We start from the raw sequence: 22,269 nt of genomic DNA on the forward strand, positions 1-22,269 counted from the left end.
CTTGTGTTGCCGGAGTGGGCCCTTTCGCGGGCAAGCCCGCTCCCACCGGAATACCACTGGCCTCAAGGGCAGTGCAGTCCCTGTGGGAGCGGGCTTGCCCGCGAAGAGGCCAGTACAGGCTTACGCCTGCTTCACCTCACGCATCGGCTTGCCCTTCACCGGTGCATCACCTGCCACGTAGTACTTGGCCGTGCTGCGTGGCAGCGGCTTGCGGCCACGAATCTTGTCCGAAATCTTCTCGGCGATCATGATCGTGGTGGCGTTGAGGTTACCGGTGATGATCAGCGGCATGATCGAGGCATCGACGACACGCAGACCCTGCATGCCATGCACGCGACCTTCACCATCGACCACGGCCATGTCGTCGGTGCCCATCTTGCACGAGCAGGATGGGTGGAAGGCGGTTTCGGCATGCTCGCGGATGAACTTGTCCAGTTCTTCGTCCGTTTGCACGTGCTCGCCTGGGCTGATCTCGCGGCCACGGTACGGATCCAGCGCCGGCTGGGCCATGATCTCGCGGGTCAGGCGGATGCCGTCACGGAATTCCTGCCAGTCCTGTTCGGTGGACATGTAGTTGAACAGGATGCTTGGGTGCTGGCGCGGATCCTTCGACTTGGCCTGGATACGCCCACGGGCAGGCGAGCGCATCGAACCCATGTGCGCCTGGAAGCCGTGCTCCTTCACGCCGTTGGAGCCGTTGTAGTTAATCGCGACCGGCAGGAAGTGGTACTGGATGTTCGGCCACTTGAACTCGGGGCGAGTACGGATGAAGCCGCCTGCCTCGAACTGGTTGCTGGCGCCGATACCGGTGCCGTTGAACAGCCACTCGGCGCCGATGGCCGGCTGGTTCCACCACAGCAGCGAAGGATACAGCGACACCGGCTGGGTGCAGGCGTACTGCAGGTACAGCTCCAGATGGTCCTGCAGGTTCTCGCCAACACCGGGCAGGTCGTGGACCACCGGGATGTCGAGGCTTTCGAGCAGGGCGCGCGGACCAACGCCGGAGCGTTGCAGCAACTGCGGCGACGCGATGGCCCCGGAACTGACGATGACTTCCTTGCGCGCGCGGGCTTCGATGCGCTCCTCGCTGTCACCGACCAGATAGGTCACGCCAACGGCGCGTTTGCCGTCGAACAGGATACGGTCGGTCAGGGCGTGGGTGACGATGGTCAGGTTCGGGCGCTTCTTGGCCTGATCCAGGTAGCCTCGGGCGGTGCTGGAGCGGCGGCCGTTCTTGGTCACCGAACGGTCCATCGGGCCGAAACCTTCCTGCTGGTAGCCGTTGAGGTCTTCGGTGCGCGGGTAGCCGGCCTGTACACCAGCTTCGACCATGGCGTGGAACAGCGGGTTGTTGCCGGCTTTCGGCGTGGCCACGCTGACTGGGCCGTCGCCGCCGTGATAGTCGTTCGGGCCGATGTCTCGGGTTTCCGCTTTGCGGAAGTACGGCAGGCAGTCCAGGTAGGTCCAGTCTTCCAGGCCTGGCAGCTCTGCCCAGCCGTCGAAGTCCATGGCGTTGCCGCGGATGTAGCACATGCCGTTGATCAGCGAGGAGCCGCCCAGGCCCTTGCCACGGCCACATTCCATGCGGCGGCCGTCCATGAACGGCTCAGGGTCAGTCTCGTAGGCCCAGTTGTAGCGCCGGCCTTGCAGCGGGAAGGCCAGCGCGGCTGGCATCTGGGTGCGGAAGTCGAAGCGGTAGTCGGGGCCACCGGCTTCCAGCAGCAGAACCTTGACGCCTGCGTCTTCGGTCAGGCGGGTGGCCAGGGTGTTACCGGCGGAACCGGCACCGACGATGATGTAATCGTATTCCATGAGGCTTCCTCCGGAAGCAGCGGCGAGTTTCGGGCGACAAGCTGCAAGAAAAAGCAGCCAGGTGAAGCTCGCGATGGATTGGAGCTGCAAGGGCCGGTGGCCTGACGCCGACCGGCTCTTTCTTGCAGCTTGAAGCTAGCGGCTTGCAGCGGTCTGTCAGAAGACCGACGAGTAGCCGCCCAGTTCGACCTGGACCGATTTGATGCGCGTGTACTGAGCCAGCGAGCTGATGCCGTTCTCGCGACCGACGCCGGACTGCTTGTAGCCACCGACCGGCATTTCTGCCGGCGATTCACCCCAGGCGTTGATCCAGCAGATGCCGGCTTCGAGCTTGTGGATGATGCGGTGGGCGCGGGTGATGTCGTTGGTGCACACACCCGCGGCCAGGCCGTATTCGGTGTCATTGGCACGGCGGATGACTTCTTCCTCGGTCTCGTAGCTGAGGATGCTCATCACCGGCCCGAAAATCTCTTCCTTGACGATGGTCATGTCGTCGGTGCAGTCGGTGAACACGGTCGGGGCGACGAAGGCGCCCTTGGCGAAGTCACCTTCGCTCAGGCGCTCGCCGCCGCACAGCACGCGGGCACCTTCTGCCTTGCCCTTGGCGATGTAGCCCAGCACGTTTTCCATGTGGGCGAAGCTGACCAGCGGGCCGAAGTTGGTGTTCTCGTCTTCCGGGTTGCCCGCGCGGATACGCGCTACACGCTCGGCGATCTTGGCTTCGAATGCCGCTTTCATGGCCGCCGGTACGAACACGCGGGTGCCGTTGGTGCAGACCTGGCCGGAGCTGTAGAAGTTGGCCATCATGGCGATGTCGGCGGCCTTGTCCAGGTCGGCGTCGTCGCAGATGATCAGCGGCGACTTGCCGCCCAGTTCCATGGTGACTTCCTTGAGCGACGAGCTCGAGGCGCTGGCCATGACTTTCTTGCCGGTGGTGGTGCCGCCGGTGAAGGAAACCTTCTCGATGCGTGGGTGCTCGGTCAGCCAGGTGCCGACTTCACGGCCGCTGCCGGTCAGGACGTTGAATACGCCGTTCGGCAGGCCAGCTTCGGTGTAGATCTCGGCCAGTTTCAGGGTGGTCAGCGAGGTGACTTCCGACGGCTTGAAGATCATCGCGTTGCCGGCAGCAAGCGCCGGGGCGGACTTCCACAGGGCGATCTGGATCGGGTAGTTCCAGGCGCCGATACCCACGGTCACGCCCAGCGGCTCGCGGCGGGTGTAGACGAAGGAGGATTCGCGCAGCGGGATCTGCTCGCCTTCGATGGCCGGCACCAGGCCTGCGTAGTACTCAAGCACATCGGCGCCGGTGACGATGTCGACATAACGGGTTTCGGAGTACGCCTTGCCGGTGTCCAGGGTTTCCAGCATGGCCAGCTCGTCGTTGCGCTCACGCAGGATGTCGACGGCGCGGCGCAGAATGCGCGAACGCTGCATGGCAGTCATCGCTGCCCAGACTTTTTGGCCGCGCTCGGCGCTTTCGACGGCCTTCTCGACGTCGGCTTGGGTCGCACGCTGCACATGGGCGAGGACTTCGCCGGTGGCCGGGTTGATGGCTTCGAAGGTGGCGTCGCTGCCAGCGTCGACGTAAGCACCATCAATGTAGAGTTTTTGCGTTCCGAAACGGGCCATAGTGTCCTCGCAAGTGCAGTGAGTGGTTGGCTGGCGCGTCAGGCTCCTGCCGGGTTGGCGTTCGCCGTGCGCGTTGGATCAGCGGCCTGGCCATGAGTGCCCAGGGTGTGCTGTTTAGCCAGTTGTAGATCCATGTATTCGTAAGCGATGCGTATCGCCTGATCGGTGTCGAACTCATCACCCGACAAGGCGCCACGCAACCAGAGTCCGTCGATCAAGGCTGCCAGGCCGCGGGCGGCCTTGCGCGCATGGTAGAGCGGCAAGGCGCGGCGGAACTGGCAGCACAGGTTGGAGTACAAGCGGTGATCGTTGATCCGCTGCAACCTGTGCAAAGCCGGCTGGTGCATGCTGGAGGCCCAGAAGGCCAGCCAGGTTTTCATCGCCGGGCCATTCACCTGGCTGGCATCGAAGTTGCCCTCGATGATCACTTTCAGGTGGGCGCGCGGGCTGTCGTCCGTCAGGGCCTGGCGGCGTGCGGCCACGCCCTCGTTGAGCATGCTCATGATGTAGCCCATCGTCGCTGCGATCAGGCCGTTCTTGTCCTGAAAGTAGTGACTGATGATGCCGTTCGACACACCGGCCAAACGGGCAATCAGCGCAATGCTGGCATCTCCCAGTCCGACCTGATCGACCGCCTGCAGGGTGGCTTCGATCAACTGCTGGCGGCGGATGGGTTGCATACCGACCTTGGGCATCTTGCTTTCTCCTCAGGCCTGCGAGCAGACGACCAGCGGCTGACTCGGCGAAGACCAGTCTATTTTGTTTTGATTGAACGTTCAATCAATAAAGAATAAGCTCTGCGACAATTTGTGCCATTGACAGTTTTTCAGGCGGTCAAAGGGACACGGATTGGCACCCCGGAAAATCGCGTAACCCCCGGAATACAAGGCGTTGACGGGCACGGGCGCTGCGAATGACAGATTCTGCCGAGCGGTCATCGACTGCGCGGTCGGCCCTTGGAGCGGGCCAGGTGGCTGTGGCGAATGCGCGCACTGTTGATGCAGGGTGCGGCATCGCGGCAGTCCTCCGGTCTGGTTTTTTTGCAGCGTTCTATTCGGGATCACGGTTTTCAGGGTGCTTTTATAACACCTGTAGCAGTGGGGCTATGGCACCAATTGCTCGGGAAAAGACTGATTAGCCTCCACTGCCGCACTCCCCGGAGCATTCGTGCAATGAGTTCTGCCTCCCTGACTAAGCCCCCCGCCGAGCGGGTACGGGTCAATCGCGTGGTGTTCTTCACCTCGGCGATGATGATCCTTGTTCTGACTGCCTTGCTGATCGCTGTACCCGAAACCGCAGGCCAAGTGCTTGGCGTTGCCCAGAAGTGGCTGACGCGCACGTTCGGCTGGTACTACATGCTGGTGATCTGCGGTTACCTGCTGTTCGTCATCTACTTGGCCTTCTCCGATTTCGGCAAGCTCAAGCTTGGCGGCAAGGACGACACCCCCGATTTCAGCTACGGCGCCTGGGCCGGCATGCTGTTCTCTTCCGGTATTGGTATCTCGCTGCTGTACTTCGGTGCATCCGAACCGCTGGATCACTACTTCAATCCGCCCGAGGGCACGCCCGCCAGCCTCGAAGCTGCGCGTCAGGGCCTGCAACTGACCTTCCTGCACTGGGGGCTGCACGGCTGGGCGATCTACGCCCTGGTAGGCCTGGCCGTGGGCTACTTCGCTTATCGCCATAACCAGCCGCTGGCATTGCGTTCGGCGCTGTATCCGCTGGTCGGTGAGCGTTGGGTCAAAGGCGGTGCCGGGCATGCCGTGGACATCTTCGGCATGTTCGTGACCCTGCTGGGCCTGGTGACCAACCTGGGTATTGGTTCGATGCAGGTGGCCTCAGGCCTGGAATACCTGTTCGGCATGGACCACAGCAAGACCAACCTGCTGGTGGTGATCCTGGTGATGGCCGGTGTTGCCACCGTGGCGGCGGTGTCGGGTGTGGAGAACGGCATTCGTCGCCTGTCCAACCTGAATATCCTACTCTTCAGCGGTCTGCTGATCTTCGTCCTGCTAGCCGGCAACACCCTGCACCTGTTCAATGGTTTCGTGCAGAACATCGGCGATTACCTCAACGGCCTGGTGCTCAAGACCTTCGACCTCTACGTATACGAAGGCTCGGGCGACAAGTCCGAGCGCTGGCTGGGTCTGTGGACCGTGTTCTACTGGGCCTGGTGGATTTCCTGGGGCCCGTTCGTGGGCATGTTCATCGCGCGTATCTCCAAGGGTCGTACCGTGCGCCAGCTGGTTAGCGGCGTGCTGTTGATCCCGCTGGGCTTCACCCTGGCGTGGCTGTCGATCTTCGGCAACACCGCGCTGGACCTGGTGATCAACCAAGGGGCGGTGGAGTTGGGCAAGACCGCGCTCGAACAGCCGTCGATGTCGATCTACCAATTGCTGGAGTACTTCCCAGCCGCCAAGATCGTGATTGGTGTGGCGGTATTCGTGGGCTTCGTGCTGTTCCTCACCCCAGCCGATTCCGGCGCTGTGATGATGGCCAACTTGTCGTGCAAAGGCGGCCAGGTGGACGAAGACGCCCCGCACTGGATGGTGGTGTTCTGGTCGGTGGTGATCACTTTGGTGACCATTGGCCTGCTGTTCGCCGGCAACTTCGAGGCCATGCAGACCATGGTGGTGCTGGCCGGCTTGCCGTTCTCGGTGGTGCTGGTGCTGTTCATGTTCGGCCTGATGAAGGCCATGAAGCAGGACGTCGCCGTCGAAAGCGAGCGCGCCGAGTTGGCCGCGCGTGGCCGGCGCGGTTTCAGCGAGCGCCTGAGCCAGCTCGACTTGCAGCCGACCCAGGCAGTGGTACAGCGCTTCATGGACAAGCAGGTCAGCCCTGCGCTCAAGGAGGCGGCGGAACAGTTGCGCACCCTGGGCTTCGAAGTGGAAACCCGGGTTGGTCAGGCGCGCAGCATGATGGGCCTGCGGGTGCTGATGGAGGAGGGCAACCCGTTCGTCTATGAAGCCAGCCTAGACGGTTACCTGGCTGCGCCGAGCGAGGCGCCGGTCGAAGGCGAGCCTGAAGTGCGCCAGCGCTTCTACCGCGCCGAGGTGTACCTGCACGATGGCAGTCAGGAGTACGACCTGATGGGCTTTACCCGCGAGCAGATCGTGCGCGATGTGTTGGATCAGTTCGAAAGCCACCGCCAGTTGCTGGGGCGCGTGTACAGCTGAGGATGCACCTTTCACCTGCCAGGTAGCGTGCCTGGCAGGTGAAGACTTATGTAGCACCTGTTCGGTGGCAGGGTTGCACAAGGTACTGGCTTCTTTATCTGGCTGGAGCCAAGCGCATGACCCTTCCCACCGAAAACCCTGCCACCCTCACGCTCAGAGACGCTATCGCCCTGCAGTTCGCAACTCGCCCGACGTTGCGCCAGGTGCTCGATGCCAAACTATTCCAGGCGCTCGTCGAGCGCTATCCGCAGTTACCCACGTATTTTCCCGAGATCGACTCAGTCGCAGGCTTCAGCGTGGCCTTCATCCGTGATGACAAGATCGAGCTCCAGGGCTTGGGCTCTGTGCTACTCGACGGGCTGGCGCAAGGCCGGGCTACGGCATTCACTGAGTCGCAATACCTGAGTACCGGGGCACCCGCCAAGGGCCTCGACGAAGTGGTCGAGCACAGTGGCTTGCAGGCCTTGAACGTGCGCTTGTCTGAAATGAATGCGGTTTTCGATGACATCCTGGCGTCGCTGATCGAGGCTTTTCAGCGAGCGCAACTCGACTATTGGAACGCCGAGGCCCGCCCGAACCCCGATGAGCATGGCGTTGGCCGGCACCGCTGGATGCAGCAGGCGCTGCGCATGACCTTGGCCGATAGCGTCAAGCGGGCCAGGCTGGAGGATGACGAGCGCTCTTACTTGAACGAGGTGCTGCTCGGCAGGACCGGGATTGAAGTCAGTGCGCTGACGTTTTCCTGGGACGCTGACGACAGCGAGCAGGTGTTCATGCCGGGGGACTTGCTGATCGAGGCCGAGCGCGACGAACGCAAGCTGATCCTGTGGTGTACGCCTGCTGGCGCGATCAGCGTCTTCGGCGATCTGGCTGCGTTGAGCGCGGCCCTGCATGAGTCTCTTGCACGGGGTTGCCGGTTCGACAAGCTCACGTGGCGCCGTTGTGCCTTGGACGGTGATGTCTTCATGCAGCAATCAGGCATGTTGCTGAACCTGCTACTTGAAGATATCGAGGGTGTTCAGTTGTCGGCATTGGCCGACGGTGCCGAGCTGGAAGCGGTGATGGGGATGTTGAGTGACCCCTCGCGACTGTTCCTCAACGAGGACCGCTCTGCCCCCATCGGCGCAGCCGCAGCCTTGCCCGAGTGGCTGCTCACCGCCAGCAGTCGTGACCGCTTCGAGTATCAGCAGGCTTTACTGGATGCGTCGATCGAGCAGGCGCTGAGCAAGGGGCAGAGCTCCCTGGGTGATCTGGAAGATCTGCATGCCTATGCGGCGCGTCGGCTGCGTGAACAGCTGCTTGCCGACTACCCGGTCGAAGCCAACTACTTCCCGGACGACCTGATTCTCTCGGTGTCCATCCCTGATCCCTCTGTGGACCCAGAATTGCCTGTCACGCTCAAGGATGCGGGCAGCATGACCCTTACCGAGCTTGCCATCGGCCATCTGGACGCCCTCTCTGGCGGTGTCGTCAGTGGCATCAGGCACCGGCAGGAACAGGAAATCATGGACTGGATGAACCCGGTCTACATCACGCGGCTGATCGAACAGGTGGATATTGGCGGTACCTATCCGCAACACGCTGCCGAAGTGCTCAATGAGCCCAGCACACTCCTCTTGCGCGCTCAGCTGTTTGGTCGCGAATAGCGCTCGGGCTTGTTGTTCGATGCCCTGAAGGCGAAGGTCGAGGGCCAATTGAGCGAAAGTGCCTGGTCTGCGCTGGCGGAGTTTTGCCGCAGCGCAAGGGACTTGAAGGAGAATGTGGATATCGCCCCACTGGCCTTTCAGGCGCAGTCAGACCGCCCGCAACTGGACACGGTGGCCTGCATGTACGCAATCGTGCTGAAACAACCGTCGGTGGTGTTGCTGTATCGGCCGCTGTATGCGCAACGCACACTGTTGCAGTTCAACGATCAAGCGGGACTGATGGCTGCCGTAAGCCAGCCTGGAGAGTTGCAGGACAGCGTGCTGGCCTGGTTACCTGAAGACGCGCGCGCCATCTATGCCAATGGCGGTTTTCTCGAACCACACTTGCATCGACCGATTTTCGACACGTCGATCCTGCCTGGGCGCGTTGAGCCACCAAGGTTGAGGCTCAACCCTTATTTGGCCGATATCGACGTGCGCATGTTCGCCAGCAAGCGGGCTGCGGTGGTCGAACTGGCGGATCGGCAGTCGGTGTCCAACGCAGAGCATCGCTGGGCAGTGCTGAAGCAGTTCGGCTGGCTGTGCTTCGACTTGGCCGCACCCGTGTTGCCGGGGCTGTTAGGGCGCGTGGCCGCTTTGGTGGGCTTGCTCTCGCCATTTCTCGAAAGAACCTCCGATGCCGAGCGTGGTGTTTCCGATACGCTGCTGGGCGCGAACGTCGCCGTGGCCGTGGCAATGGCGTTGTTGCACGAACGCCAGCCTGAGGTTGCCGCCCCCAGTCGGGTATTGCATGGCGAGTCGGTCTACAGGGCCATCCCGCGTCGTGACCTGGCCACTCTACCCTTGACCCAGGCTGAATTCGCTTTGAGTCAGACCATTGGCTCGCTCTACGAGCAGGTAGGTCCTGTTTCGCAAGGCCATGGCTGGGGGCAGGGGCCTGCCGCACAAAGCAAGACTCTGGAGCCCTACGTGGCGAACGTCGATTTGACGAATGCTATTCGGGCCAACGGTCTTGCGCGTGTGGGCGATCGGTTTTATGTCGTGATCGGCGGTAAGTCCTACCAGGTGTTGCATGACGATCATGGGCGACGCATCGTTGGTCCGCACGGAGAACCAGGCCCGCTGCTGGTGGATGATGGCGTTTGGCGTGTCAGGGCCGATGGCTTCCTGTTTGGTGGTTCTGGGCGGCGCGTACGGGGTGCGCCGCAAGGGCAATTTGACCGCGTGCTGAGTGATTGCTATGCGCAGATCAAGGATTTGCAGGCGCGCCATCCGGTAACCCAGGGGCTGCAACTCAAGATCCAGCAGTTGGCAACTGAGCTCGATAGGCTCGCCGCCCTGCTGGACAGGTTCAGTCAGTTGCCGGATGAGAAAGCCGAGCAACGTGCTCAGTTGGTAGCAGATGTCCAGGGACGTATCGCCGGCAAGCAGGCTGAATACCGAGAGGCAACACTGAATTACGTGAAAGCGCTAAGGGAGTTGATCGACCAGAACAAGCAATTGATCACGCGGCTTGATAGCGCGATCGAGTTGAAAACCCGGCATCCTGCGCTTGTTTCTCGTCACTCGAAAGAGATGCTGGCGGCGTTGCGACTGGATTCGTGCGTCGAGATCGTCAGATACGGCAACAATATAATCGCGCGGCTGGCGACGATTGCCGATTCCCCTGAGCTACTTCGCCTCGAAAAAGCGATCCACGGCCATCGGATCAGCGAGGTGCGGGATCTCTACATGGAGTACAAGCGGCATTTGCCCTTAGCCGCCGAGTTTAGCCAGCAAATGGTCGAAGCCAGTGCCGTGTTGGATGAGTACATCGTGCAGGTGCCTGAAAATCATGTAATGGTCCCGGCCGCCGAGGGTAATGGTCAGGCCGTTACCCTCGGCGATTGGATCGCGAACCGTACGATCACGACGCAAGACATGATCTTCGAACTGGCTGCTTACCACATGGAACTGTCCCTAGGGCTTGAGCAGGAAGGGGCATACGAGACGCTGCTGGGCTATCGCGAGCGGCTGATGAGCCCAGCGCTGAGTGTCGCCTCCAATGCCCACGCGCAACTGCCGTTGAGCAATCTGTCGGCAGCCGACCGGATCGAAGTGTTGCAGGTGGCGTGGGATGAGTACAGCACCGCGATCATCAACGCCATCGACATCAAGCGTGAGGGGGGTGCGTTCGTTGACCTGGCAATGCTGGAGGCCTTCGAGCGGGATATGAAGGCGTTGAAGCAGTCGGCCAATGCCATGCTGATCGACGCGACACGGGCGTTGGAAAGCCGAGTCCCCTTGGCGCCCCAGCGTCGTCCTTATCCCATCGAACAGTCCCAGCAACGCGTGGTGTATGGCCGCGATGGCCAGATTGCCATAGGTCGCGAGGTCGATGTCGATGGTGTCCCTGTGGTCGAGGTAGCCGGTCGAACGTTTGAGCATGCCGTGCTCAAACGCTTCGACCTGGTGGAGGGGGTCTGGATCGAGCGTGTGCCGGTCCCCGTGGTTCCCGACGGTGCTCGGGCGGAATTGGTCAAGCAAGCGCTCGATGAGCTTGCCCTGGATAAACCGCTGGAGCAGAGACTGGAGGCACTCACCCGCCAAGGCCTGAACATTCGCGACCTGAAAAACACGGTTGACGATCATATTGATCGTCTCGAAAGGCTTGCTGGTGCCTTGGCCGAAGAAGGCGGTTTCTCCCACAAAAAACTGGTCGAGGTTCTGGGCAGTTGGCCGCAGCGGCGTCAGGACCTGTTGGTCAAGGCTTATGCCAACACGCCTTACCCTGAAGCGGACGGCTTGCTCTACTTGCACGAACAAAAACGGTTGCTGATCAAGAGCAAAGGTAATCGCCAACTGCTCAAGGACGGTTCAGCCATGGACGAATATTCGATCCAACTGCGCGGCGCTCCGGGCGGTAAGCCCGGCAAGATCATCTGGGCTGCGCACTTTCATTTTGCAACTCACGATGCGCTGCCGGCGGCGTTCACCGCAGGTCATCTGAAAACGTGGGAGCAGCGTTTCATGGGTTGGCAGGATGCTCAGGCACTGGCTGAGCGTGGCGAGCGGTTGCATCGAGGCCGTTTGACGCAGGCGCAGGCCCAGGCTGTGTTCGCTGAGCTGTGGAACAGCCCAGCCTGATTCAGCCAGTTGTTTGGGCGTGTGTACACGTGATAAGCCCTGGAAGAAGGCCCTGCCACAAGCAGGGCCTTTTCGATTCTGCATGCAATATGTAACACCTGAAGCGCGAACTGGAGCGTGATGCTGGCTGTTCATCAATCAGGAGCATACGCATGCCTACTTCCAGCGCCCCTACATTTGATTTCAACCGAGCAGTTGCGTTGCATTTCAGCGCTCGCCCCACGCTGCGCCAAGTCGCCAGCGAACAGTTGCTCAAGGCCTTGCAGGCGGAACTGCCATGGCTCGCTTTCGCGCAGCCGACCCTGCCCTCTGCCGATGTGTTCATGTTAGACAGTCCCGACCCTTCGACGCCCTACTGGACCACACAGCCAATCGTCGACTGGCTACTCCTAGGCTTTCTACAGAGCTACAGCGTTGACCTGCAGCCTGTGCAAGGGCGTCATCACAACCTCGGCTTAGTCGAGCCCTACCGCTTCTACGGTTCCACACATGCTCTGGATACGCGCCAGCTCCCTGACCTGAGCGCATCGCTCAATGCGTTGATCGAGCAATTGCCGCAACACTTCTGCAACGCGCAACTCGATTACTGGAAAGGAATCGGTGAAGCGGGTGTCAGCCGAGACCGTTGGATCCAGCTGTTGTTGAGGACGTCTCTGTTGCGTGGTTTGTCTTTGCAGGGCCTGGATGCGCAGGAGCAGGCTTGTATCCGTGGCGTGCTGCGTGGCGGCAGCGATCAGCCGCCGGTGAGTTTCGTGCAGGCCAGCCTCAAGGCGGGTGATGAGCGTTGGGACCACATGCTCTGCCATTTGCTGGTAACCGGTGAGTGGGACGAGCGTCAGGTGGTGTTGTGGTGCGCTCCCTCGGGAACGGTGCGCAGGTTTGAGTCGATGAGCGCCTTCGCCGTGGCCCTGCGCAACGAATTGGCTCTCAACTACCGGTTCGATGAAATGGCTTGGCAGGCGTTCCCGGTCGAGGGTGATGTGTTCGCACAGCAAGCCGCGTTGTTGCTGGAGACTATGTTCACCCAGGTCGAGCAGGTGTGCTACGGGCGCTTGGTCGACGTTGCCGCACTTGAGCGGCTGTTCGCCCAATTGAGCGACCCGGCGCAGTGGTTCGCGGCTTACCCCGACGATACTCCAGCGGTCCATGTGCCCCCGGGGATAAGTGCCGGCTCAAGCCGTGACAGCTTCGCTTACCAGTACGCATTGCATCAGCTGGCAATCGCTAATCTGGACGCTGACGGCGTTGCTGCGTTGGATGGGGTGCATAGCTTGCAGCACTACGCCAGGCAGCGTTTGGTCGACCGGATGCGTCTTGACTACAACGAAGAAACGTCGCCCGATGACCTGATGCTCGAGTTCTTCGTGGCGCACGGTATGCCTGGCGGATCCGGGGTGGGGAGCGGTGGTGGTGAGCCCATCGAAATCGTGGGCGAAAAAAGCCTGACCGAGTTCGCCATCGGCAATCTTGGCGCGCTAAAAAATGCTTCGATTTCACGTATTCGTCATGCCAACGGCGAGGCCGGGCCTGCATGGCTGGATGCCGATGCCGCCAGGCGCTTGGTAAGTCAGGTCGATATTGGCGGTACTTACCCGGTGTATGTCGCCGAACACTTGGATGACCCGCAGCATCGTCCGCTGCGGCTACAGCGCTTTGCCAGGGAGTGGCGCAGCAGCTTGTGGTTCAGCGCCCTTACAGCCAAGCTCAACGGCAAAATCACCGATGATGGTCTGCAGGCGGTGGTTGATTTCTGCAACGGTCATCAGGACTCGTTATCGCCGCGTGTGGTCCTAATACCCCTGGCGTTCAAGCGTCAGCCGCAGTCCACGCGGCATGAGCAGGTGCGTGGCATGTATTTGCTGTACTGCGCTGAGCCTCGTCTGGTGCTGCTGTATCGACCGCTGTACAAGCAGGACACGCTTCGCCAGTACGCAAGTTTGGGCGCATTGCTTGAGCACATTCAGCAGTCTCCGCTGTTGCAGGACAGCATCCTGGATTGGATGGATCCGCAGGTTCGCCATATTTATGACCGCGGCGGCTTCAGCGAGCCGCACCTGAGCAGCATTGGCATCGATCCTTACGCATTGCCCGAGCGCCCCGAGCCACCCGTGATTCACGTGCAGTACTGGATCCGCGACCTTGACGCAAGACTCTACGACGCTAACCGCGACTTGCTGGTGGAGATCGCGGACATGCAGTCCACGTCCAACGCAGAACGGCGCTGGGAGACACTTACCGAAGGGGCCTGGCTGCTGTTTGATGTCGTGACCCAGGTGCTGAGCGGCCCGGTGGCCAGCGTGGCGTGGCTGGCGCAGTTGCTGGGCTCGCTGCAAAGTGACCTACAAGCGCTTGAGCGACAAAACGAATTCAATCGATCGGCGGCGGTGGTGGATTTGCTCTTAAACCTGGGCATGAGTTTGCTGCACCTCCGACAACCCAACATCCCCGTCGAGGGTGGCGCCAGACCTGTGGAGGCCTCTGCGTTCGAGGGGCGAGCCGCCCAGCGCGGTGCCTTCGCCGAAATGTCGGTGTTGCCGCGCACTGAGCCTGCCGCCACCGTTGGCGCGCTGATGGAATTGCCGGGGCGCCAGCTCGATCTTTCTTGGCGTGGCAACCAAGGGCTCAACTGGATACCCCCTGCGCAGCGACAGGCCCTGCTGGCCATGCGCTCGGGGGTTGAGCTGTCCCAATCGGCATTGCTGACCACCGGTGATAACGCGGGCTTGTACCTGATCGACGGTCAGTTGTATGCAACCATGACAGGGTATGCCTATCCCGTCGAGGTGTCTGATGAGGGCGTGCGCGTGCAGGATGGTAAAGGCGGATACGGGCCGTGGTTGACCTCGACGACGGGTGTCTGGCGAGTGGATGGTTCGCTGCGTCTCGCGGGAGGCATGCCGCCAAGACGCGATGCGCGTGCGAGACTTAAAGAGCGTTATGAGAATCTGATACAAGAAACCGACCGGCTCGCTGATCAAATCCGGAGCAACGCGGACCAGTTCGACGCGCTATCCCCTGCAGTACTCAAGTTGCAAGGGCAAGTCTCCAATCTAAAAGCGTTGCGGAGCAGAGAGCAGGCCAAGCAAGCGTCGCTAGGTCAGGGGCAGGCGCTGGATAATTCGGTGGCGATGGTGGCCCTCTACGATGAGCGTCTCGCCCAAGACAGTGCTCAGCTGCTTGCCAAGCGCGATCAGGCAGTTCATCTGATCGAGGGGAATGTATCTCTTGATGCACAACTGCTGACGAGTTATGAGCGGCTAAAAGAGCCCAAGTTCACACGTTTTCGAGTCGGCCTGGATGAGCAGTTGGTGGCGCGGAAAAAGGACAGTCAGAGCCGGCAAATTGCCAACAACCATTTAATTTTCAATGAGCTGACCGAGCTGATTGACTACCAGGAGTATTTTGATCTACAGCAGCGCCTGGAGGGGCAGCCGATAGGCGAGGTGCGTGAGGCCTATGGCCTTTATCGCCAGAAACTAGAGAACATGAGGGCCTTCCAGGATCGCATGCTTAAAGCGTCCGAGAACCTGGATGTGCTATTGAGCGACACGCCTGCTGATCTACAGATCAAGTTGGGCAATACGAAGATCGTGACTGCGGCAGAGCTGACCAAGGAGCGCAGAGTCAGCACTGTGCAGTTGCGCTATCATCAGGCAACGGTGATTGCAGACTTGGCCCTGCACCTCGATGCACCTATGGGCCAGCGCCGTATCGCCCAACTCCGTGATGAACTGATCGGAACTGCCCTGCGTAATGCGGCAGGTGCGCATGGCGAACTTGATTTCACCAACTTGTCGGTCGAAGACCGCATTTCCATCCTTCAGGAGGCCTGGGACGAATACACCGCAGCCCTGCTCAACTACAGCGGTATTGTCAACGAAGACGCTGAGCTCGTTGACTTTCAAATTCTGGAAGGTTATTTCATCGAGCTGGAAAAGCTCAAACTCGATGCGGGCACGCGTTTGGTCGATGCGATCCAGGAGCAAGAGGGTGGTGTAGTTACGCCTAGGCGGGTTGCCTACGCTGTCACGCATGAGCACCAGCAGATAGTGCGCAACGCCGAAGGGCAGCTTCTGATCGGTACCGAGCGGGAGGTAGAGGGGGAGCGCCTGCTTGAAGTGCTTGATCCGGTCGATCGGAGCGTATCGGCCATCTTCGATTGGCGTGATGGCGAGTGGCAGGAGCGTCAGGAACCGGCAGTCCCGCTTGAGCCTGAAGGTCTATCCGACGATACGGCCATGCAAGTGCAACGCTTGCTGGATGAAAATGACGCACTCGTGCTCAAGGCGGCTGATTATGTCAATAACGATATCAAGGCCTCGCTGATCATCAAGCTTTTCGACCAGCAGATGAAAAAGCTCAACCGTGAGTCGGTGAGGCTCAATGAGGAAAACGCCAATCCTGCGTTGATCAAAAGCCTGGAGGCCGCAGCAGATAAGCTGAACGCTGAGAAACAGTTGAAGCTGATCACGTTGTACACCAATACCAAATACCCGACCGCCGAAGCCCTGCGTTTTCTGCATGACCAGAAACTGCTCAAGGTGCGTTACGTAGAGCGTCGGTCCATGGCTAACCACACGAAGTTCGACGAGTATGAAATCCAGCGTTTGATGCAGCCTGGAGACACCAAAGGGCGAAGTATCTGGGCAGCGCACTTCCATGTGGCTACGGATGATGCCCTGGCACGGGAATTTACCGTTGGCCATTTGAAAACCTGGGGTCAGCGACGCCATAGCAGCCAACCCGGCAGTGGCGTAAGGGTGCACCGAGGCAAGCTCACCCTGGAGCAGGCCGAAGGCATCATCCCGTTCGACTGAGGTGCCTAGCGATTGCTATAGCGGCCATGCTTGCCATGGGCAGGCATGGCCTGATTGGCACGCTCGGCAATCATTTGCGCAATACTCACCAGTTCGATCCCTTCAGCCTTCAGCCGAGGCAGCGCACGCTCCAGTACTTGCAGCGTCTGGGGGTAGGGGTGGCCGATCAGTACGGCCGAGCCCTGCTGCCGCGCCAGTTCGACGCCTAGACGCAACTGGCGGTCGATGGCCTCGACCGTACGTTCGTCGTCCAGGAAGACATCGCGGGAGACGTGCGCCAGGCCCACAGCTTGGGCCTGGGCGCCGGCCACCGTGGAGGCACTGGTACGACTGTCGACGAAGAACAGCTTGCGGCGTTGCAGCTCACTCATCAACCACGCCATGGCCTCGCGTTGTGAGGTCATGCGGCTGCCCATGTGGTTGTTGATGCCGGCGGCATAGGGCACCTTGGCCAATGCTGCGTCCAGTCGGCTCGCCAGTTCCGGCAAGGGTAACTCGGGGTGCCAGGCGTAGGGGCCGGTGGCCGGATCCATGGGCATGTGCAGGATCACCGTCTTGCCGGCCTTGTGGGCCTGGCGAGCGAAATCCGTGGCATGCGGGGTATCGGGCATGATTGCCAGGGTAACCGGCCCCGGCAGTGCCAGGGTGCGTGCGTCGCGCTCGGTATTCTGGCCTAGGTCGTCAATGATGATGCTCATGTAGGCCTTGCTGGCCGGGGCCGCTTGCGCGACGCCGGCCAACAGGCAGCACAGCAGACACAACAGATAACGCATGGGGAGTATCAGTCGCCCTTGGTGATGTTCAAGCCCTTGAGCAGGCTCAGGGCCTGGCTGAGCTGGAAGTCGTTGTCCTGTGGGCGTTCCTTGCGCTTGGTGCTGCCGGTCGGGCGGTCGGCGCCGCCATTGCCGTTGCCCAAGTGCCCTTGCAGGTCGGCTTCCTTGAAGTTCTCGGTGTCGGCCTCGGCGGTGAGCTTGGCTGGGCGCACCTCGATGTCCGGCACGATGCCCTGGGCCTGGATCGAGCGGCCGTTAGGGGTGAAGTACAGGGCGGTGGTGAGTTTAAGCGCACGGTCATTGGCTAGTGGCAGCACGGTTTGCACCGAGCCCTTGCCGAAGCTGTCGGTACCCATGAGCACCGCGCGCTTCTGGTCTTGCAGGGCGCCGGCGACGATTTCCGAGGCCGAGGCGCTACCGCCGTTGATCAGCACCACCAGCGGCACGCCTTCGCTGGCGTCGGCCGGATCGGCCGAGAAGCGCAGTTCGGAGTTGGCGATACGGCCCTTGGTGTAGACGATCAGGCCCTTGGTGAGGAAGTGGTCAGCCACTTCTACCGCCGCCTGCAACACGCCGCCGGGGTTGTTGCGCAGGTCCAGCACCACGCCGCGCAGTTTCTTGCCGTTGTCCTTGCGCAGCTTGGCCAGGGCCTTGCCTACTTCGTCGCCGGTCTTGACCTGGAACTGGGTGATACGGATATAGCCGTAGTCGTTCTCCAGCAGTTGGCTCTTCACGCTCTTGACCTGGATCACCGCGCGGGCGAGGGTCACATCGAACGGGGTGCCGCCGTCACGTACCAGGGTCAGGGTGATCTTTTCGCCGATCTTGCCGCGCATCTTGTCGACCGCTTCGGTCATGGTCTGGCCGCGTGTCGGGGCACCGTTGATCTTGACGATCAGGTCGCCGGCCTCGATGCCGGCGCGCGACGCGGGAGTGTCGTCGATCGGCGAAACGACCTTGACGAAGCCGTCTTCCATGCCCACTTCGATGCCCAGGCCGCCGAATTCGCCACTGGTGCTTTCCTGCAACTCTTGGAAGTCTTCTGGGCCCAGGTAGGCCGAGTGCGGGTCAAGGTTGCTGAGCATGCCCTTGATGGCGTTTTCCAGCAGGGTCTTGTCATCCACAGGCTCGACGTACGCCGCCTTGATGCGGTCCATGACCTCGGCGAAAGTGCGCAGCTCTTCGAGCGGCAGCGGCGCCTTGGCGGTCACCTCGGTGGCCGGGACCGCCGCCGGCTTGGCGGCAACGGCTGGCTTGGCCGGCTCGGCGGCAGTGGCCAGGGGCGCGCCGATGACCAGGGCGATGGTCAGGGCCAGCTGGGTAAGGCGGGGCGAGTGCAGCATGTCGAACGAACTCCTGATCCTGTTGGCGCTCCTTGCCGGAGCATCGGCGCGGTGTGTGACGGCGCGCCGTAAAAGTAGTCGGTGCCTAACCCCGGCACCATTGCGCAGGGTCGGTAGGCCGGCCTTGCTGGCGAATCGCGAAGTACAGGCCAGCGGAATCCTGGCCGCCGCTGTCACCGACGGTGGAGATGGCCTCGCCGGCCTTTACCACGTCGCCGGCACGCTTGAGCAGGCTTTGGTTGTGCCCGTACAGGCTCAGGTAACCGTTGCCATGGTCGAGAATGACCAGAAGTCCGGCGCCACGCAACCAGTCGGCGAATACCACGCGCCCACCGTGTACGGCGTGTACTTGAGTGCCGGCGCTGGCGCTGATCATCACGCCATCCCATTTGGCCCGTGCATCGCTACCGCGCGCATCACCGAAACGTGCCAGTAGTCGACCATTGACGGGCCATGGAAGTTTTCCGCGGGCCGCAGAAAATGCACCGCCGTAGCTGGCGCCGTCGCTGGAAACCACTGGGCCGAGCGTGGAGCGGGCCTTTTTCGGGGCCTCTTCGGGCGCATCGTCGCGGGCGGCGGCCAGGGCTTGGGCCTTGCGCCGCTGTTCTTCTTCCTGCTTGGCCAGCAGCGCGCGTTGGCGTGCTTGCTCGGCCTCGCGCGCCTGGCGGGCGAGAGTTTCCTCGATGGTCTTGAGCACCTGGGCAAGCTCGGCCTGGTCCTGCTCGCGGGCCTGCAACTTCTGGTCGCGCGCCTGCAAATCGCTGTTGAGCTTGGCCAGTACCTGCTGGCGTTTCGCGCGTTCGGCTTCGAGCGCCTGACGGCGGCTGTCGAGGTCGGCACGCTGGGTGAGCAATTGCGTCTGCTGCTGGCCAATGTCCTGCTCGACGTTGGCCAACTGGCGCAGGGTTTCGTTGAACGTGCGTAGTTGCTCGGTACGGGCTTTGCTCAGGTAGTCGTAGTAGGTCAGGGTGCGGGCGAACTTCTCGGGGTTCTGCTGGTTGAGCAGCAGCTTGAGGTATTCCTCGCGTCCATTGTTCTGGTAGGCCGCGCGTGCCTGGATGGCGATCAGGCGTTGTTGTTCAACGCGGGCGCTCTGGAGTTTTTTTTTCTCGTGATCAAGGCGCTCCAGCTCGCCCTCGGTCTTTTTTAGTTCTTGTTGCAGTACCTCCACCTGTTTCTCGAGGTTGCCGATATCGGTCTCGGTGGTCTTGAGGTCTTTTTGTACGCCAGACTTTTCCTCCTGGAGCTTGCCCAGCATTTTTTTCAGCTCGGCGATGTCCTGGCGGGTGGCGTCCAGCTGTTGCTGGGTCTGTGCGCGCTCGTCGGCAGCGAAGGCCGGGGCGAGCAGGCATGACAAGACGAGTAGGAAGAGGGCGCGAAGCATGGGGTTGGGCGTACCAGGGATGGAGACTGGCCTAGTATGCCCGCCCGTCGCGGCAAAAAAAACGCTTAGTAGTACAAGCGGCAAGCTGCAAGAAAAAGCCGGGTGCGCTTCACTTGCAGCTTGCAGCTTGCAGCTTGCAGCTTGCCGCTTAAAGATCGACCAGAATCGAGGTGCCGGTCATTTCGGCCGGTTTCTCCAGGCCCAGCAACTTGAGCATGGTCGGGGCGACATCGGCCAGCACACCGCCTTCGCGGACCTTGAGCGGGCGCTTGCCGACGTAGATGAACGGCACCGGCTCGGTGGTGTGGGCGGTGTGTGCCTGGCCGGTGCACTCGTCTTCCATCTGCTCGACGTTGCCGTGGTCTGCGGTGATCAGTGCCTCGCCATCGACCTTGGCCAATGCTTCGACGATGCGCCCGACGCAGGTGTCGAGGGCCTCGACCGCCTTGACGGCCGCTTCGAACACGCCAGTGTGGCCGACCATGTCGCCGTTGGCGTAGTTGACCACGATCACGTCGAAGCGCTGCTGCTCGATGGCCTCGACGATGCGGTCAGTGACCTCGGGTGCGTTCATCTGCGGTTGCAGGTCGTAGGTGGCGACTTTCGGCGATGGGATCAGAATGCGCTCCTCGCCGGGGAACGGCTCTTCGCGACCACCCGAGAAAAAGAACGTCACGTGGGCGTACTTCTCGGTCTCGGCGATGCGCAGCTGGGTCTTGCCATGCTTGGCCAGGTATTCGCCGAGCACGTTGTCCAGGCTGGCCGGGGCGAAGGCGGCGGGCGCCGGGATCTTGGCTGAGTACTGGGTCAGACCGATGTAGGCGGCGAGCTTGGGCAGACGCGCACGCGGGAATTCGTTGAAATCGGCCTCGACGAACACGCGCGAAAGCTCGCGGGCACGGTCGGCGCGGAAGTTCATGAAAACCACGGCGTCACCGTCCTCGACCTTCACCGCCTCGCCAATGCGCGTGGCTTTGACGAATTCGTCGCTCTCATCGCGCGCGTAGGCGGCTTCGAGGCCCGCCAGGGCGCTGTCTGCGGTGTACTCGGCAGCGCTGTCGACGATCAGGTCGTAGGCGGCCTGCACGCGGTCCCAGCGGTTGTCGCGGTCCATGGCGTAGTAGCGGCCGATGAGGCTGGCGATGCGGCCCTTGCCAAGCTTGGCGAAGGTCGCGTCGAGCAGCTCGATCGACGACTGGGCGCTGCGTGGTGGCGTGTCGCGGCCATCCAGGAAGGCGTGCAGGTAGATTTTCTCGGCGCCACGTTGCGCAGCCAGTTCGGCCATGGCGACCAGGTGGTCCTGGTGGCTGTGCACGCCGCCTTCGGAGAGCAGACCCAGGATGTGCACGGCCTTGCCGGCACCCACGGCCTTGTCCACAGCGTCAGTGAGCACGGGATTTTCGAAGAACTCGCCGTCGCGGATGGCCTTGGTGACGCGGGTGAAGTCCTGGTATACCACGCGCCCGGCGCCGAGGTTCATGTGACCGACTTCTGAGTTGCCCATCTGCCCGTCTGGCAGGCCGACATCCATGCCGGAACCGGAGATCAGCCCATGCGGCTGGGTCGCGCGCAGGCGGTCGTAGACCGGTGTGTTGGCGGCATAGATGGCGTTGTATTCGGGTTTTTCGCTGTGACCGAAGCCATCCAGGATGATCAGGACCAGAGGTTTAGGCGTGCTCGTCATCAATCAAACTCACGGTTGTTCAAAGATGATAAAGACACGCATTTTAGGGCAAATACGCCACCTGCGGCGAATATTCCTCCCCATTGCCCGACCGGCGCACTCGGACTTGCGCCATGCAGCCGGGTTCATGGGCGCCCTGGCGGGCTTTGGTGGTCATAAGGGGCTGTGTATACTGGCCGCCATTTTCAATCGCCTGGAACACCGCCGATGGTTGCTCACCTGATTCAATTCGCGACAGATCACTTCATTCTGGTGGCGATCTTCGTCGTTCTTCTGGTCCTGTTGCTGGTCAACGAAGTGCGTCGTGGCGGCCAGAGCCTGAGCACCGGCCAGCTGACCGCGCTGGTCAACGCCGACAAGGCCGTGGTGATCGATGTCCGCCCGTCCAAGGAATTCTCTGCTGGGCACATCGTCGGCGCGCTGAACATCCCGCAGGACAAGCTGGTCAGCCGCATGGCTGAGCTGGAAAAACACAAGGAAAAGACCCTGATCGTCGTCGACGCAATGGGCCAGCAGTCCGGCACCCTTTGTCGCGAACTGCTCAAGGCTGGCTACACCGCTGCCAAGCTCAGCGGTGGCGTGTCCAGCTGGAAAGCCGATAACCTGCCCCTGGTGAAGTGATATGAAGCCCGTCATCGTCTACTCCAGCGACTACTGCCCCTACTGCATGCGCGCCAAACACCTGCTCCAGAGCAAAGGCGTGGCGTTCGAAGAGATCAAGGTCGACGGTAAACCCCAGGTGCGCGCCGAAATGAGCCAGAAGGCCGGCCGCACTTCGGTACCGCAGATCTGGATCGGCAGTACGCACGTCGGTGGTTGCGATGACCTCTATGCCCTGGAGCGCGCGGGTAAGCTCGACGCGCTGCTGGCGGCCTGAAT

The 22,269-nt window shown here is 61.4% G+C and carries 13 protein-coding genes; 6 read left to right on the top strand and 7 right to left on the bottom strand.

Annotation, left to right across the window (positions count from 1 at the left end):
• Positions 1-120: 120 nt before the first annotated feature.
• From betA to betI, 3 genes are all read right to left on the bottom strand, one after another.
• Complete coding sequence (betA, locus tag ACNFIC_RS10185) at positions 121-1,812, bottom strand: choline dehydrogenase (RefSeq protein WP_138220437.1); 1,692 nt, start codon at positions 1,810-1,812, stop codon at positions 121-123.
• Positions 1,813-1,968: 156 nt separating this feature from the next.
• Complete coding sequence (gene betB / locus ACNFIC_RS10190) at positions 1,969-3,441, bottom strand: betaine-aldehyde dehydrogenase (protein WP_416780932.1); 1,473 nt, start codon at positions 3,439-3,441, stop codon at positions 1,969-1,971.
• Between the two features lie 38 nt (positions 3,442-3,479).
• Entirely contained in the window at positions 3,480-4,136 is a 657-nt protein-coding gene (gene betI, locus ACNFIC_RS10195) for a transcriptional regulator BetI (RefSeq protein ID WP_416780933.1), read from the bottom strand.
• 534 nt (positions 4,137-4,670) lie between these two features.
• On the opposite strand from betI, the gene ACNFIC_RS10200 reads away from it, so the two are divergent.
• From ACNFIC_RS10200 to ACNFIC_RS10215, 4 genes are all read left to right on the top strand, one after another.
• Positions 4,671-6,617 (top strand): BCCT family transporter, encoded by a 1,947-nt coding sequence (locus ACNFIC_RS10200; RefSeq protein WP_416780985.1) that lies wholly within the window; start codon positions 4,671-4,673, stop codon positions 6,615-6,617.
• 116 nt (positions 6,618-6,733) lie between these two features.
• Positions 6,734-8,263 (top strand): dermonecrotic toxin domain-containing protein, encoded by a 1,530-nt coding sequence (locus tag ACNFIC_RS10205; RefSeq protein ID WP_416780934.1) that lies wholly within the window; start codon positions 6,734-6,736, stop codon positions 8,261-8,263.
• Between the two features lie 9 nt (positions 8,264-8,272).
• Positions 8,273-11,389: a hypothetical protein gene (locus ACNFIC_RS10210; protein ID WP_416780935.1), complete on the top strand. Its 3,117-nt coding sequence runs from the start codon at positions 8,273-8,275 to the stop codon at positions 11,387-11,389.
• A 152-nt stretch (positions 11,390-11,541) separates the two neighbouring features.
• On the top strand, positions 11,542-16,206 hold the full coding sequence (locus ACNFIC_RS10215; RefSeq protein WP_416780936.1) for a dermonecrotic toxin domain-containing protein: 4,665 nt from the start codon (positions 11,542-11,544) through the stop codon (positions 16,204-16,206).
• Between the two features lie 5 nt (positions 16,207-16,211).
• On the opposite strand, the gene ACNFIC_RS10220 is transcribed toward ACNFIC_RS10215, so the two are convergent.
• The 4 genes from ACNFIC_RS10220 to gpmI form a co-directional block, all read right to left on the bottom strand.
• Positions 16,212-16,979: a divergent polysaccharide deacetylase family protein gene (locus tag ACNFIC_RS10220; protein ID WP_138220431.1), complete on the bottom strand. Its 768-nt coding sequence runs from the start codon at positions 16,977-16,979 to the stop codon at positions 16,212-16,214.
• Between the two features lie 8 nt (positions 16,980-16,987).
• Positions 16,988-18,322 carry a S41 family peptidase gene (locus ACNFIC_RS10225; protein WP_138220430.1) on the bottom strand — a complete coding sequence of 445 codons (1,335 nt, stop codon included), beginning with the start codon at positions 18,320-18,322 and terminating at the stop codon, positions 16,988-16,990.
• 85 nt (positions 18,323-18,407) lie between these two features.
• On the bottom strand, positions 18,408-19,706 hold the full coding sequence (locus ACNFIC_RS10230; RefSeq protein WP_416780937.1) for a murein hydrolase activator EnvC family protein: 1,299 nt from the start codon (positions 19,704-19,706) through the stop codon (positions 18,408-18,410).
• A 148-nt stretch (positions 19,707-19,854) separates the two neighbouring features.
• A complete protein-coding gene (gene gpmI / locus ACNFIC_RS10235) occupies positions 19,855-21,390 on the bottom strand; it encodes a 2,3-bisphosphoglycerate-independent phosphoglycerate mutase (RefSeq protein ID WP_138220428.1) in 1,536 nt (511 codons plus the stop codon).
• A 207-nt stretch (positions 21,391-21,597) separates the two neighbouring features.
• Between gpmI and ACNFIC_RS10240 the strand changes: the two genes are divergently transcribed.
• On the top strand, positions 21,598-22,011 hold the full coding sequence (locus tag ACNFIC_RS10240) for a rhodanese-like domain-containing protein (RefSeq protein WP_138220427.1): 414 nt from the start codon (positions 21,598-21,600) through the stop codon (positions 22,009-22,011).
• 1 nt (position 22,012) lies between these two features.
• Positions 22,013-22,267, top strand: coding sequence for a glutaredoxin 3 (gene grxC / locus ACNFIC_RS10245; protein ID WP_138220426.1), 255 nt, complete (start codon positions 22,013-22,015; stop codon positions 22,265-22,267).
• Positions 22,268-22,269: the final 2 nt, after the last annotated feature.

It is taken from the genome of Pseudomonas sp. NY15463 (genome assembly GCF_048068415.1).
Lineage (GTDB): Bacteria > Pseudomonadota > Gammaproteobacteria > Pseudomonadales > Pseudomonadaceae > Aquipseudomonas > Aquipseudomonas mosselii_C.